Below are 15,116 nucleotides of genomic sequence, written 5' to 3'. Positions count from 1 at the left end.
TGAAATGTCTGGTTGTGTTTTTGAACTGCGCCCGAACGATCACGGCGCGGCCTCCGGCTGCCAGCGGATGACCCAGCGTTCGGCCAGCGTCACGAGCAGGAAGAACAGGCCCGACAGCGTTGCGCTCATTACGATCGCGGCGTAGAGCAGCGGCGAATCGAAGTTGAAGGTGGCCTGCAGAATCATGGCGCCGATGCCCACCGTGGCACCCACCCATTCGCCCACCACCGCGCCGATCACGCACATCGACGCCGCGATGCGCAAGGCCGAGAACAGGTAGGGCAACGCGTTGAGCAAACGCAGGCGGAAGAAGATCTCGGTCTTGCTGGCCGACAGCACCCGCATCAGTTCCATCGCCTGCGGGTTGACCGACTCCAGCCCGCGCACCATGTTCACCAGCGTGGGGAAGAAGCACACCAGCGCGGCGATGGTGATCTTCGGCTCCATGCCGTTGCCCATGATGAGCACCAGCACCGGCGCCTTTGCCACCAGCGGCACAGCGTTGAACATCAGAACCACCGGAAAGAAGATGTCCTGCAGCGTCTTGTTGTGCACGAAGACCGTCGCAACGGCGATGGCCGCAAGGTTGCCCAGCACGAAGCCGCCTGCCGCCTCGAAGGCCGTGGGCAGCAGGTTGTCGAGCAGCACGTCGCGCTTGGCGTAGAGCGTCTCCAGCACGGCCCACGGCGTGGGCGCGATGAAGGGCTTGACGCCGAAAGCCACGATCACCAGCCACCACAGGGCGATGAGCCCGACGATGCCCAGCGCCGGCAGGATGCGGCGGCGCCAGATGCGCTTCTGCCGCGCGGCGGCCCAGGCGAGGTATTCGGGATCGGCCGAGGGCGGCGCGCCGATGGCGCCCGGTGCGCCCGGCACTGCCGTATCGATGGAACGGGTATTCATGGCTTCGGCCTCAGCAGGTTTCCAGCACGCGCCGCAGATGGCTCGTGAGTCGGACGAACTCGGGGGTCTCGCGCACTTCGAGCGTGCGTTCGGCGGGCAGCTCCACCGGCACGATCTCGCGCACGCGGCCTGGGTTGGCGGCCAGCATCAGCACGCGCTGGCCGAGAAAGGCCGCCTCGTGGATGCTGTGGGTGACGAAAAGAATCGTCACGCCGGTCTCGCGCCACACGCGCAGGATTTCTTCGTTGAGCCTGTCGCGCGTGATTTCGTCGAGCGCGCCGAAGGGCTCGTCCATCAGCAGGATCTTGGGGTCGCTGGCCAGTGCGCGCGCAATCGACACGCGCTGGCGCTGGCCGCCCGACATCTCGTGCGGGAAGGCGTTCAGGCGGTCCTTCAGGCCCACCAGCTCGAGCAGTTCCCGCGGCGAGCGGCGGCCCTTGCGGCTCGCGCCGCCGCCCACCTGCAGCGGCAGCTCCACGTTCTGCAGCGCCGTGCGCCAGGGCAGCAGCGCCGCATCCTGGAACACGAAGCCGATATCGCGGTTCTTGCGCGCGGCCTGGGGCGTGGAAGACAGCACCTCGATGTGGCCCTTGCTGGGCTGCAGCAGGTCGGCCACCACGCGCAGGAAGGTCGACTTGCCGCAGCCCGAGGGGCCCAGCAGCGTGAGGAACTCGCCCTGCGCCACATCGAGGTCCAGGCTCTTGATGGCGGTGACGTCGCGGCGCTCGGTGAAAAAGCGCACGCCGATGTCGCGGCAGGCGATGGCGGGCGGTGCGTTGAGAACGGCGGCCATGGCATCAGCCCTTCATGGCGCGCGCGGCAGCGGTGGCCTTGAGCGCGTCGAGCGAGATCACGTCTTCCACCTTCGGCGTGCGCGCGGTGAACTGGCCCAGCTCAGCGTAGGTGTTGATCTGCTCCTGCCACACGGCTGGGTCCATCGCGCCCCAGCCCTGGGTCTGCGCGAGACCGCCGAAGGCGTATTCGAGCATCGCGTCGACCGCCACGCGCTCGTCCTCGCGCTTGAGGTTCGGGTATTCCTTCACCAGCATGTCGACCGACGCATCGCGGTTGGCGCGCACGTAGTGCCAGCCCTTTGCAGTGGCGCGCAGGAAGGCCTCGATGACCTTGGGCTGTGTCTCCAGCGTCTTGGTCGATGCGTAGTAAGGCAGCGCGTACAGGCGCACGCCCGCGTCCCACTGCGTGAGCGAGGCGATGTCGGGGCCCAGGACCTTGATGGCGGTGGTGTTGGTGAGCCAGCCCGTCACCACGTCGACCTGCCCTGTGAGCAGCGGCGACATGTCGGCGCCGATGGAGACCACCTTGACGTCTTTCTCGGCGATCTTGTTCTTGGCCAGTAGCGCGCGCAGCAGGATGGCCGCCGTCGAAGGAATGCCCACGCGCTTGCCGATCAGGTCGGCCGGCTTGCGCACCGGGTTCTTGGCGAGCGAGAAGTAGGTGTAGGGGTGCTTCTGCGCGCCCACCGCGAAGCACTTGATCGGCAGGCCCTGCGACACCGCCAGCATGATCGAAGGGCTCGACGAAACCTGCCCCACCTCGTAGCGGCCCGAGGCGATGATGGCCACGCCGTCGATGTTCGGGCCGCCGGGCTGGATCGCGAAGTCGATGCCTTCCTGCTCGTAGAAGCCCATGCGCTTGGCGACCACTTCGCCGATCTGGTTGCCGCCGACGATCCAGCCCAGCTGCATGTTGATGCGCGCCTTGCCCTGCGCGAAGGCGTCGACCGAGAGCAGCCCACCGGCGGAGAGCCCGCCCGCGATGAGCGACGTCTTGAGAAGGCTGCGGCGACCCGGGTCGCGGAGGTTGGCCATGTCGGATTCCTTTTCTTCGATGCGATGAGGTGAAGTCGTTCGGCTCTTGTGCGCCGCCTTGCGATGCAAAGGCATGTGAGGCAGCGAGGCGAATGCTAGGAGTGCGATGCGTGCGCACCAAGCACCGTTTTTCGCAACGGGCGAACTAAAAAATAGTTCTCCTCGCGCGCGCCCAGCGACATTGCGGTGCATGCGGCATGAGCGCATGCACCAGCTTCGGGAAAACGATAGGCACGCGACGAGCCCCGCGAGTCCGCGCACATTCGATTCACACAGATTGCCAATGCTTGCAGGCGCACACAGGCACGTGTACTCATTCACGAATCCGCGGCGTATCTCGCAGCGGGCATCGGGGAAACCCTGAGCGCTTTCATACTCCGCAAAAAACCAATGGCCGATTGCGATTGAAGCGGCCGCGATATCAGGGAGGAACCACCATGTCTATCTTCGATGGCTCGGCTTTGCAATGACACGCCGAGTCACCATTCAAACGCCGATGGGAGAGGCGCTTCAATTTCACCGGCTGGCGGGGCGCGAAGCATTGAGCCGGCTCTACGACTTCGAAATCGACCTGCTGGGCAACAGCAACGGCATCGACGCGAAGATGCTGCTCGGGAAGCCCTCCACCGTGGCAGTGAAGACTGAGAGCGGCGGCACGCGCTACCTGGGCGGCATCACCGCATTCTTCGGCCTGACCGAAGAAGACGCCCGCCAGAGCTTCTACAGAATGAGGCTGCGTCCATGGCTGTGGCTCGCGACGCTTCGAAGCGACTTCCGCATCTTCCAGGGCAAGACCGTTCCCGACATCCTCACTGAAGTGCTCGACGGCTACGGCTATCCGGTGGAGCAAAGACTCAGCCGCGAGTACCGCGTGTGGGACTACTGCGTTCAGTACCACGAGAGCGACTACTCGTTTGTCTCGCGCCTGTGCGAACTGGAAGGCATCTGCTACTACTTCAGGCACGAGGCACAGCGCCATGTGCTGGTGTTCGCCGACGACATCGCAGCCTCGCACGATCCGCTGCCGGGCGGCGACACGGTGCGCTTCCATCCCTCGGAGAAGGCGGGCATGACCGGCGGCAACCGCGCCAACCCGAGCGAGCGCATCTTCGAATGGAAGTCCGGTGAAGAAGTGCGCTCCGGCCTTCACTTCACCGACGACTACGACTTTCTCAAGCCCGCCGCAGACCTCTCGAGCCAGCGGCAAGCGCCCGCTGGCCACACGCACGACGACTTCGAATGCTACGAATGGCCCGGCGGCTATACGCAGCACGACGACGGCGAGCTCTACACGCGCGTTCGCACCGAAGAGCAACATAGCGAACGCTGCATCGCAAGCGGACGCTCGAACAGGCGCGAACTGGCGCCGGGCCATGTCTTCGAACTCGCCAATCACCCGAGGGAAGACCAGAACCGTAAATACCTGCTGACCAGCGTCGAGTACGAACTGCAGGAAAACATCCAGGCCAGCGAAGGTGCCGGTGCCGGCGAAGGCTCCATCCAGCGCTTTGCCTTCGAAGCGCAACCTGCCGACCATGCATGGCGGCCCCGGCGCGTCACGCCAAAGCCTCGCACGCGCGGGCCGCAAACGGCCATCGTGGTCGGCCCGAAGAACGAAGAGACGTGGACCGATCGACATGGCCGCGTCAAGGTCCAGTTCCACTGGGATCGTCTTGGCGTGCGCAACGAGAACTCCAGTTGCTGGGTGCGCGTGTCGATGTCCTGGGCAGGCGACACCTTCGGCACGGCGGCGTTGCCACGCGTCGGACATGAGGTGGTCGTCGATTTTCTGAGCGGCGACCCCGACTGCCCAATCATCACCGGGCGCGTGTTCAACGCCGCCAACATGCCCGCATGGCGCCTGCCCGATCAGGCGAATCTTTCAGGCATCCGCAGCCGCGAATTGAGTGCGAACGACGGCTCGGGCAATGCAGGCGGCTCGCGTGGCAACCACCTGGCACTGGACGACCGCCCCGCAAAGATCCAGGCGCAACTCAAGAGCGATCACCTCTGCAGCAGCCTGAGCCTTGGCCACATCGGTCGCATCGACGGCACGGAAGGCCGCACGGACGACCGGGGTGAAGGTGCCGAACTGCGCACGGATGGCCATGCCTCAGTGCGTGCCGCCAAGGGCCTGCTGCTCACCACCGAGGCGCGGCCTGATGCACAGGCGCATATCACCGACCTCGGAGAGACCGTCGCTCGCCTGACGGCGGCGCGCGACCTGCACGAACGCCAGAGCCAGACCGCGCAGGAGGCCAAGGCGCACGAAGCGGGCGACCAGGATGCGGTGACGGACGCGCTCAAGGCGCAGAACGACGCCATCAAGGGCAACCCGGATCAGCGCACGTTTCCCGAACTCTGCGAGCCGCATCTCGTGCTCGCCAGCGCGGCAGGCATCCAGAGCACCGCGGCGGGCGCCACCCACATCGCCAGCATCACGCACAACGCGCTGAGCAGCGGCGGCCATACCAGCATCAGCGCGGGCAAGAGCTTGCTGGTCAGCGTCAGGGAGGCCGCGCGCCTCTTCGCCTACAAGGCCATCCGACTCACCGCCGCCACCGCCGGCATCGACATCGTCGCACTGCAGAACAGCATCAAGCTGCTGGCCAAGCTCGACATCAAGCTGGAGGCCGAAAGGATCAGCATCACCGCCAAGGAAGAGATCGTGGTCAGCGGCGGCGGCAGCTTCAGCAAGTGGAACGCCGCGGGCATCGTGCATGGAACCCAGGGCATCTGGCGCGAGCATGCGCGCACCCACAGCTACGCCGGGCCTATGGACATGCCCAAGCTCCTGCGCATGGAAGGCGTGAGCCACGACGACAAGTACAGCGTCCGCTTCGCGCCGCTGGGCAGCGACGAAGTGTTCAGGCACATGGACATGACGGGCCTGCCCTACCGGATCCTCGACGAGCGGCAACAGACCAGGGCCGAAGGCGTCATTCCCGAGGACGGCCGGCTGCCCCGGATCGACTTCGACACGCCCGACGAGGCCGTGCTGATCGTGGGCGAGGAAGCTTGGGATTGGAGCGAGGTTCCGACGATCCGCACGCGGGACGACGACTTCGATGCATCAGAGCCTGAGGCCGGCGACAGCCTGGAGGACGACCTGGCCGATTCAGGGGATTCGAGGTACGCACAGCCGGGCGGAAGCACTGGCCCCAATCACTTTCTCTCCGAGTCCGCCGTGCAGGCGTACCTGAACGGACTGGCCTGAACAGCAAATGACCATGCCCAAGCTGATATCCGCCACCTACCACCCCAACATCGAAGTCGCCGAGTTCATCTGCGAAGACGGCCGGCACCTGCTGCGCTCGGGAGGAACGCTGCCCTGGCGGATCAACAACCCCGGCGATCTGACAGCCCGGATGGTGGACGGCGTACCCGCTCCGAAAAAAGCGCGGGGCTACGTCGGATTCGCCACCACCCGATCGGGCAGGACATTCCTGATATTCCCCGACGAAGACTCAGGACGAACCGAGTTGAAGGCGAACCTGAAGCGCATGCACGGCGAACGGACCATTCCGGAGGCAATTCCCGACTACGCGCCCAAGCACGAGAACAACACCGGGAAATACATCGACGACCTGCTCCGGACGAGCGGCATTCCGGCCAGCAGGAAGATCAACGACTGCACTGAAGCCGAGATTGAAAAGATCGTCGACAGCATCTCGACGATCGAAGGCTTTCACGCACGGCCGGAAACCCGCAAGGAGATATGGGTGGCCGTGAGCAGGATCAATGCAACCGACGGCAGTCAGCCGATGCCTGATGCGGAAATCATTCTGCAAAGGGAAGGTGTCGAGGAGAGGTTGAAGTCGGATGCTACCGGGCGCTTTCCGCCGGTGATTCATCCGGCGGATAAATCAGCAATCCCCGTCAAGGTGATAAGCCCCAAAGCCAAAGAAGCCGTGCAGGTCGGATCAATCGGAGGCGAGACTGGCAAGGACTTCAACCTGCTGGCGAAGTTCAAAAGTTGGAAGGGGGTCGCTGGGTCGGAGAAAATTAATAGCTCGGCGATGGCGAACGGAAAATCGATGAGCTATGTGGTGCAGCCCGGAGACAATCTTTCCAAGGTCGCGAAGCTCTATCGAACCAGCATTGCCGCGATCAAGGATAAAAACAATTTGGAAGGTGACAGAATTTATCCCGGCGAAGTGCTTGCAATCAGCGGGGCCGGCAAGACAAAAATCCAATCGACAGTAGCGCCCTCAACTACGAAAAAAGCGCCGACAAACGTTCCAACTCCCTTAGCAAAAACCTCAGAGCGATCCAATCCTTCTCTGCCACCGACGCCATCGATTGGCACAGGGGCGTCGGATTCGGCGCGTTCCAAAGAGGGCGTGGGCAAAATGTTGGCACTGATCAATCCAATACCGGGACGGGCACCCTGGATGGCTATAGCGATTGCTGAAGCCAAGCTTAGATATGGACAGAGGGAGGAAGTGATTGAGAAAGAAATTGACTATCACCTTGAAATTAGAGATGGATCCAGATCTCTCTCCAATAGGGCCTGGTGCGCCGCCTTTGCCAACTGGTGCCTATCAAAATCCGGCTATCCGATAAGTAACGCCAGCTTTCGAGATCACCGAGCCACTCTTGGCCGCGCTCACGGATTCTACGAGATAGACGAAAAAGGAAAAATCAGGAATCCTTTATTTGCTGAATTGGAAAAACCAATATACGGAGCCATTGCGGTTGCTACGCATAGAAGTGGGCACGGGTATCACGTAGGCTTCGCGTATGGCAAAGAGGGGCCAGGAAATCTCATCCTGCTCGGAGGAAATCAGGACGACAGAATCAAATTCTCTCCATTCAATATGTCCCTATTACAAACCATAGAAGTATCTGGAAAGGATGGAAGAAAGAAAAAGACAGTCAAACATTCGAAATTCTTGCGGTACTTCGTACCAGTTTCCTACTTCGGCCAGGCCCAAAAAGACATGGCGGATCCCGGGCTCGATCAACTGAATGTTGACGATCTAAATAAAGTTATTGGCGTTCCTCCCCGCAAGGAAGGCAAGAATCAAAAAACAAAAACCAATTGAAAACATGAATTCAAGATCGAAATCAATTCGCCGCACTGCGGGGGCATGGTTCATTTCAACCACACTATTCTTTTCCACCATCTCTTTTGCAGGATACAGAAGCGATCACTTCGTAGCCTGGATCAACCTCGGAAAAAACGCAGATGGACGAACTCTTTCAAAAGTAATTGACAATTTTTCGAACAGCGATCGCATCGATTCCACTTGCAAAATAAAATGGGAAAACAATGACTCCCTGTTATATCTGAACAGTCGTCAATTGAAAATTCCGCCCGAATTGATAAGGAGAGTTTTTCTCGAAAAAGACACTTCCTCATTCGATGAAATGACCCGCATATTGCGTTCTTTTAGAGACCCCGATGCCAATGTTCGCGAGGGTTTGGATGGCTTGTTTTTCTATGATGAAGAAAATTCCTCGCGCATGATGAGCTTTACCACGGGTCGAAGAAAGATAAACGTTTATCCTTCCACACTGAAGGCGAGCACAGATCCTAAAAAAATTGAGCGCGCTTTCTGCATTCTTCTTCCTCCGATTGTTCGAGCTCCGTAATTTTCAACCGAGGAATGATCTTTTAGATTCGAAATTTCTTGAAATGGTCGACGCGTGCGGCATGCCGCCAAGACAAAAATCTTCAAAGTCAGATCCCTACGTCGACCGCGCATGAGCTTCGCGACGCTGGGCAGCGACGAAGTGTTCAGGCACATGAACATGACGGGCCTGCCCTACCGGATCCTCGACGAGCGGCAACAGACCAGGGCCGAAGGCGTCATCCCCGAGGACGGCCGGCTGCCCCGGATCGACTTCGACACGCCCGACGAGGCCGTGCTGATCGTGGGCGAGGAGGCTTGGGATTGGAGCGAGGTTCCGACGATCCGCACGCGGGACGACGACTTCGATGCATCAGAGCCTGAGGCCAGCGACGACCCGGAGGACGACCTGGCCGATTCAGGGGATTCGAGGTACGCACAGCCGGGCGGAAGCACTGGCCCCAATCACTTTCTCTCCGAGTCCGCCGTGCAGGCGTACCTGAACGAACTGGCCTGAACAGGACAGCAAATGACCATGCCCAAGCTGATATCCGCCACCTACCACCCCAACATCGAGGTCGCCGAGTTCATCTGCGAAGACGGCCGGCACCTGCTGCGCTCGGGAGGAACCCTGCCATGGCGGATCAACAACCCCGGCGATCTGACAGCCCGGATGGTGGACGGCGTACCTGCTCCGAAAAAGGCGAAGGGCTACGTCGGATTTGCCACGACCAGATCGGGCAGGACGTTCCTGATATTCCCCGACGAAGGCTCTGGTCGAGCCGAGTTGAAGGCGAACCTGAAGCGCATGCACGGCGAACGGACCATTCCGGAGGCCATTCCCGACTACGCGCCCAAGCACGAGAACAACACCGGGAAATACATCGACGACCTGCTCCGGACGAGCGGCATTCCGACCGGCAGGAAGATCAACGACTGCACTGAAGCCGAGATTGAAAAGATCGTCGACAGCATCTCGACGATCGAAGGCTTTCACGCACGGCCGGGAACCCGCAAGGAGATATGGGTGGCCGTGAGCAGGATCAATGCGACGGATGGCAGCCAGCCCATACCTGATGCGGAAATCATTCTGCAGAGGGACGGCGGCGAGGAAAGATTGAAGTCGGACGCGACCGGGCGGTTTCCGCCGGTGATTCATCCGGCGGATAAATCAGCAATCCCCGTCAAGGTGATAAGCCCCAAAGCCAAAGAAGCCGTGCAGGTCGGATCAATCGGAGGTGAGACTGGCAAGGACTTCAACCTGCTGGCGAAATTCAAGAAGTGGAAAGGCGTTGCGGGCGCGGAAAAGATCAATAGCTCTTCGCCAGGCAATAAAAAACCGGTGAGCCACGTGATTCAACCAGGAGATAGCCTGGGAAAAATAGCAAAGCTATACCGGACAAGTATTTCATCAATCAAAGAGCGCAATGGATTGGAAAGCGATGTAATTTATACCGGTGATATTCTGATGATCTCCGGAAGCGGCAAGAAAAAATCGCCTGCGCGCAAGCCATCACCCCCTGCACCATCCAGCATCAGGCCATCCGATCAGGAACGATCCAAGGAAGGAACAGGAAAGGTTCTGGCGCTCATCAATCCAATGCCCGGGCGTGCGCCATGGATGCCTATTGCCATCGCAGAAGCGAAGCTCAGACGCGGAGAAGTCGAGACCACACTGCAAAACAAAATCAACTATCACACCGAAATCGGCGACGGTCTCAAATCATTGGAAGGCCGCAACAATGCCTGGTGCGCAGCATTCGTGAATTGGTGCCTGATGCGAGCAGGATATCCCATCGAAAACGCTGGCTATCCGGACCGCAAATCGGACAAGGCCCGGGCGCATGCATTCTACGAAGTGGATGGGCCGAAGGGAAAATCGAAAAAGGAGGTGTCGAAGATCAGGAATCCTTTGTTCGTGGAGCTTGAAAGGCCGATATATGGTGCTATTGCCGTAGAGACCACCAGGCAAGGTCACGGAATACATGTCGGATTCATTTACGCGATAAGCAAATCTGGCAACCCAATTCTGCTCGGGGGAAATCAAAATCAAAGAATAAATTTTTCCCCGTTCACTTCGACCACACCAGAAATTCAGACGCCGCAGGACAAGAAAAATAAAACCATAAAATCCCTGAAAATACCCAAAAATTTTAAATACTTCATTCCTATTTCCTACTTCGAACAATCAAAAAAGGATCTACTAGCACCGGGACTCGAGCTTCAAGACCCAGACAAACTCAACGAATCAATGAATATTGAAAATGAAAAACCCAAGAAATCCGAGAAGCCATCCATCGATTAGATCCAAAAAAATCAGGCCACCTCTGCATCGAATCGTCCGATTTGTTTTATTTTTTCTCTCAAGTGCCTTGAGCATTTCTCCGGCATTAGCGGGATACGTCTACGGCCCCTATGTCGTCTGGGTAAACCTAGACCAATCGGCCAAAGGAAAGTTGGTCGATCAGAAAATCAGAGAATTTTTCAGCGACGAATCAACAACTTGCAACGGCGACTGGATAGTAGGGCAGTCTTGGCTGTACATGAAGAAGCGCCCGAAGAACATCGACAATGATTTGGTGAAGAGAGTATTCCTGGAAAAGGATAGGGCTAGCCAAAAGGATCTGCACAAGATTCTTAGAAATTACAAAGACGAATTAATAGATGACGGCTTCGACGGAATAATCGTCTATCTTCGCAATAAGGGGGAGGCCAAAATGATGGAGATGACCGTTGGAAAGAATAAAATAACCTCGTACACCTTGGCCTTGAGTAATGAACAACCCGAGGACGAGATGATAAAAAATGTATTCTGTGGTTTGCTGCCTCCCAAAACTCGGGCGCCATAGGCCAAGTGCCAAATCAGCATCCGCAAGATTTAAAGCGGGGGGCGTCGAATTCGTTCCCTGCTACTTTTCGATCTCACTTGGACAAGCCCTAAAGTCCCAAGTCCAGGCGAATCCCACATGACCCCTTCCCTCCCCTCCCCCTCCGACACCCAACGCATCTTCGACGTCCAACTCTCCGTCCTGCTGCGCAGCTTCCCATTCGCGTTGGCTGGCTCGGTCATCTCGGCCTGCGTGGTGGCCTACGTGATGCTGGCGGTCGTGCCGCGCACGCAAGTGGTCACCTGGCTCGCGGCCACGCTGGTGGTCGCGGCCTTCCGGTTTGGCGCGATGCTTTACTACGCACGTGCACGCAACCATCCGGGTTCGGGCGAGCGTTGGCTGCGGCAGATGGTGATCGGCAACGTCGCCTCGGGCATTCTGTGGGGGCTGCCGTTCGCCTACTGGACCTTCTTCGTCCCGCTGGAGTACCAGCTCTTCTTCATCGTGGTGCTGTTCGGGTTGGGCACGGGCGCCATCTATTCGAACTACATGGTGCTGTCCGCCGTGTATGCGTTCGTGGTGCCGACTTTTGCGCCGACCTTCATTGCGCTGGCGGTCCAGCCCTCGGCGGTGAACCTGGCGCTGGTTTCCAGCGGCGCAGCCTACCTGGTCGCCACTGTCGCCTTCATCCATCGCATGAACCACACGCACCTGAACGCTCTGCGGCTGGGCTATGAAAACCTGGCGCTGCTGCAGCAGGTGCGGCTTGAAAAGGAAGCCGCCGAACGCAGCGACCTGGAGAAGTCGCGCTTTCTCGCGGCGGCCAGCCACGACCTGCGGCAGCCGGTTCATGCGATGAGCCTTTTCCTGGGCCTGCTGGCAAACGAGCGCCTGTCGGCGCATGGCCGCTACCTGCTGGACAACATCACCAAGGCGAGCGCCGCGATGGGGCATTTGTTCGATGCCTTGCTCAACATTTCGCGGCTGGATGCGGGCGTGATCCATCCGCGCATCCAGAGCTTTCCGCTCGACCGGCTGCTCGACCAGATCCGCACCGAATACACGCCGCAGGCCCAGCAGAAGGGACTGGCGCTGAAGGTGCGGCCCTGCGCCGCATTCGTCAGCTCGGACCCGATGCTGCTGGAACGCATCCTGCGCAACCTGGTGAGCAACGCCATCGCGCACACGCCGAGCGGGCGCGTGCTGATCGGCTGCCGCAGGCGCGGCGACGACGCGGTGCGCATCGAGGTCTGGGACACCGGCCCGGGCATTCCGAAGCACGAGCATGAGCGCGTCTTCTGGGAATTCCACCAGTTGCGAAACCCGGAGCGCGACCGCAGCAAGGGGCTGGGACTGGGCTTGGCCATCGTGCGCCGCACCGCCGCGCTGCTGGGACACTCGCTGTGGCTGCACTCGGCCGAGGGCCGCGGCACGGTCTTCATGCTGAGCGTCGATGCGCAGCAACATGCATCGGCGCCGGACATCACGGCCGAGGCCGGCGTGTTCGCCGCCACGCAAGCGCACACGCCCGTTGACGTCGCCTCGCATGCGAAGCCGGCCACGGGACAGCTGATCCTGGTGATCGACGACGACGCACAGAATCGCGAAGGGCTGAGGTTGCTGCTCGAAAGCTGGGGGCACCGCGTGATCGCGGCCGCGGGGCCGGACGAACTGGTCGAGCTGACTGCCGACGTACCCGGCAAGCCCGGGCTGATCGTGAGCGACTATCGCCTGCGCGATCACGAGACCGGCATCGAGGCCATCGACCGCGTGCACGAGGAATACAACGACTCTGCGATTCCCGCATTGCTGGTGAGTGGCGACACCGATCCCGCGCGCCTCATCGAGGCGGCTGCGCGTTCCATTCCGATCCTGCACAAGCCGGTGGAAGTGGACTCGCTGCGCGAGTGGGTCGACAGGCTGCTGCTCGCGGCCGACTGGAACGGACGGCCTTGAGAGGCCAAGTCGGGTTGACGCTGTTCTGGGTCACGAAGATCTCGACCACGAAAACAGCGTGCCGGTGGAGACCGCCGCGTTGATGATCTCGGCTCTTCGATCGAGCGTCGCGAGCAGGCGTCGATGTCTGTGCGCCTGGCGGGCAGGCGCCGCGCCCCTCTACCGCAAAGACGCCCGGGACACCACTCGCCGCCGGCGCACGCCCGGGCTCGCGTAGAGCCAGCGTGCGCGCGGTGCGCGGCCACGCGGCTTATCAGGCCGGGGATCTTCCGCGCCGTCGGCCTGCGGCCGGATCCGCCGCACGGCCAGTGCGCGAGTCCGCGAAGGCGCACCGGTCGGCTGCTGCTGCGGCACCTTGTGCCGCTCGAAGCGCAGTTCCTTCTGCTTCAGGTAGTGCATGAGCACATGCGAGACCATGTTGAGGCCGAAGGTGCCGAAGGCGGCCGGAAAGATGTAGAGCGCGATCGACAGCGCCGACGAGAACACCAGGTCGTCGGCCAGCGAAGGCGTGGCCCGGGCCAGGGAGGCCAGCGCGCGCAGCAGGAAGATGTCCACGCCCGCCAGCAGGATCAGCAGCAGGCCGAAGCCCAGCACGGTGACCTTCGAGAACTCGCGCCGCACGAAGAGCGTGATGAAGATGGCGGTGGGCAGCACCAGCGAGCAGAGCACCAGGCCCCAGAAGCGCATCTCCGTGAATACCGTTGCGTCCGAATGCATGATGGCGAATTGAGCCACGCCCGGTGCGGCGCAAGTTGTCTGCCGGGTGAACCGTGGGTAAAGGCGGCCGACAAAAAGTGACACCACGCCGGGCGCGGCGCGCTGCCTAACGTGGCTTGCCCAGCATGCCGACGCGGCGCGCCACGATCGTGGCCTGCGTGCGGTTGGACACGCCGAGCGCCGCGAAGATCGCGGAGATGTGGGCCTTCACGGTCTTCTCGGAGGTCTGCAGCCGCTCTGCGATCTGCGCATTGCGCAGGCCCTCGCACAGCAGGTGCAGCACCTCGGTCTGCCGCGCGGTCAAGTGGCTCAGGCTGTCGGTCGGTGTCGACAGCACCGGCAGCGGCGAAGCGCCCTGCGGCGACACATGCACCACGTTCTGCTCGCCACCGAACACGCGGCGCAGCGCATCCAGCAACTGCCGGCTGTCGGCCGACTTGTGGACGAAGCCGTGCGCGCCGGCTCCGAGCGCGGTCTCGACGTCATGCGGGTCTTCGGAGGCCGACAGCACCAGGATGCGCAGCCCGCCCCTGCGCCGGTGCAGTTGCTGCACCAGGGCGGCACCGCCGAGGTCGGGCAGGTAGTAGTCGGTCATGACCGCATCGAGCACGGGCAGCGTCGACAACGCCTGCAGCGCTTCGCTGCCGGTGCTGGCGGTTTCGATGGTCATCGACGGCTGCGCCTCTCGCAGCGCGAGGCGCAGGCCCTCGCGGAACATGGCGTGGTCGTCGATCAGCAGAATCGTGAAGGGCATCCGCCGATTCTGGCCGCAAGCCGAGAGCGATTCCGGCTCATCCCTGCGCGCAGTCACTTCCCGCTCGCGGGTGCGCCTTCGATGTCCGCCGCGAACTTCTGCAGCAGCCGCACCAAGTCCTCGAAATCCTGCGGCTCCCACTTGTCGAATATGGCGCGCGCAAGGCGTTCGCGCGCCGCATCGACGGCATCGGTCATCGCCTTGCCTTTAGGCGTGACGACCGCCTCGCGCACGCGCCGGTCGTGCGCGCCGCCCTGGCGCTCGACCAGGCCCAGGCTCTCCAGCTTCGCGACCTGCCGGCTGACCGTCGTGTGGTCGCGCCCGGCACGGTCGGCGAGTTCGACCACGCCGATGGGCCCGACCCGTTCGATGCCGACCAGCAGCGGGAACAACGCGCGGTCGAGCGAAATACCCGCTTCGCGCACCATCGCCTCGTCTCGCTGCGGACGGTTCATGACGCTCACCACGGTGAGCAGCGCACCGTGCAACGCACGCAGCTGCGCGGAGATATGTGCATCTTGCACATTTATTTTCTTTGGCATAGCATCCGCTC

General features: G+C 61.2%; 13 protein-coding genes. 7 read left to right on the top strand and 6 right to left on the bottom strand.

Translation table 11 applies throughout. The features are described from left to right. Positions 1-39: 39 nt before the first annotated feature. The 3 genes from ACWV14_RS12165 to ACWV14_RS12155 are packed head-to-tail and all read right to left on the bottom strand — an operon-like array spanning position 40 to position 2,732. Positions 40-903 carry an ABC transporter permease gene (locus ACWV14_RS12165; protein WP_454908853.1) on the bottom strand — a complete coding sequence of 288 codons (864 nt, stop codon included), beginning with the start codon at positions 901-903 and terminating at the stop codon, positions 40-42. Between the two features lie 10 nt (positions 904-913). Then, positions 914-1,696 carry an ABC transporter ATP-binding protein gene (locus ACWV14_RS12160; RefSeq protein WP_454908852.1) on the bottom strand — a complete coding sequence of 261 codons (783 nt, stop codon included), beginning with the start codon at positions 1,694-1,696 and terminating at the stop codon, positions 914-916. 4 nt (positions 1,697-1,700) lie between these two features. Continuing rightward, entirely contained in the window at positions 1,701-2,732 is a 1,032-nt protein-coding gene (locus ACWV14_RS12155) for an ABC transporter substrate-binding protein (RefSeq protein ID WP_454908851.1), read from the bottom strand. A 466-nt stretch (positions 2,733-3,198) separates the two neighbouring features. On the opposite strand from ACWV14_RS12155, the gene ACWV14_RS12150 reads away from it, so the two are divergent. From ACWV14_RS12150 to ACWV14_RS12120, 7 genes are all read left to right on the top strand, one after another. Beyond that, positions 3,199-5,949: a type VI secretion system Vgr family protein gene (locus ACWV14_RS12150; protein ID WP_454908850.1), complete on the top strand. Its 2,751-nt coding sequence runs from the start codon at positions 3,199-3,201 to the stop codon at positions 5,947-5,949. A gap of 7 nt (positions 5,950-5,956) precedes the next feature. Then, entirely contained in the window at positions 5,957-7,780 is a 1,824-nt protein-coding gene (locus ACWV14_RS12145) for a LysM peptidoglycan-binding domain-containing protein (RefSeq protein WP_454908849.1), read from the top strand. Between the two features lie 4 nt (positions 7,781-7,784). Continuing rightward, positions 7,785-8,330 carry a hypothetical protein gene (locus ACWV14_RS12140; protein ID WP_454908848.1) on the top strand — a complete coding sequence of 182 codons (546 nt, stop codon included), beginning with the start codon at positions 7,785-7,787 and terminating at the stop codon, positions 8,328-8,330. 111 nt (positions 8,331-8,441) lie between these two features. Beyond that, complete coding sequence (locus ACWV14_RS12135; RefSeq protein ID WP_454908847.1) at positions 8,442-8,825, top strand: hypothetical protein; 384 nt, start codon at positions 8,442-8,444, stop codon at positions 8,823-8,825. 12 nt (positions 8,826-8,837) lie between these two features. Beyond that, positions 8,838-10,613, top strand: coding sequence for a LysM peptidoglycan-binding domain-containing protein (locus ACWV14_RS12130; RefSeq protein WP_454908846.1), 1,776 nt, complete (start codon positions 8,838-8,840; stop codon positions 10,611-10,613). Positions 10,614-10,680: 67 nt separating this feature from the next. Beyond that, positions 10,681-11,157 (top strand): hypothetical protein, encoded by a 477-nt coding sequence (locus ACWV14_RS12125; protein WP_454908845.1) that lies wholly within the window; start codon positions 10,681-10,683, stop codon positions 11,155-11,157. A gap of 117 nt (positions 11,158-11,274) precedes the next feature. Further along, positions 11,275-13,092, top strand: a complete 1,818-nt coding sequence (locus tag ACWV14_RS12120; protein WP_454908844.1) for an ATP-binding response regulator — start codon at positions 11,275-11,277, stop codon at positions 13,090-13,092. A 159-nt stretch (positions 13,093-13,251) separates the two neighbouring features. Here ACWV14_RS12120 and ACWV14_RS12115 read toward each other — a convergent pair whose 3' ends face one another. The 3 genes from ACWV14_RS12115 to ACWV14_RS12105 all read right to left on the bottom strand — a co-directional run bounded on the left by ACWV14_RS12115 (position 13,252) and on the right by ACWV14_RS12105 (position 15,105). Then, complete coding sequence (locus ACWV14_RS12115; RefSeq protein ID WP_454908843.1) at positions 13,252-13,809, bottom strand: hypothetical protein; 558 nt, start codon at positions 13,807-13,809, stop codon at positions 13,252-13,254. 106 nt (positions 13,810-13,915) lie between these two features. Beyond that, entirely contained in the window at positions 13,916-14,563 is a 648-nt protein-coding gene (locus tag ACWV14_RS12110) for a response regulator transcription factor (protein ID WP_454908842.1), read from the bottom strand. A 53-nt stretch (positions 14,564-14,616) separates the two neighbouring features. Continuing rightward, on the bottom strand, positions 14,617-15,105 hold the full coding sequence (locus ACWV14_RS12105; protein ID WP_454908841.1) for a MarR family winged helix-turn-helix transcriptional regulator: 489 nt from the start codon (positions 15,103-15,105) through the stop codon (positions 14,617-14,619). Positions 15,106-15,116 lie beyond the last annotated feature (11 nt).

This window comes from Variovorax durovernensis (assembly GCF_977011995.1).
Note: the sequence above shows the minus strand (reverse complement) of the source record. Positions and strands in the feature narration are given on the sequence as shown.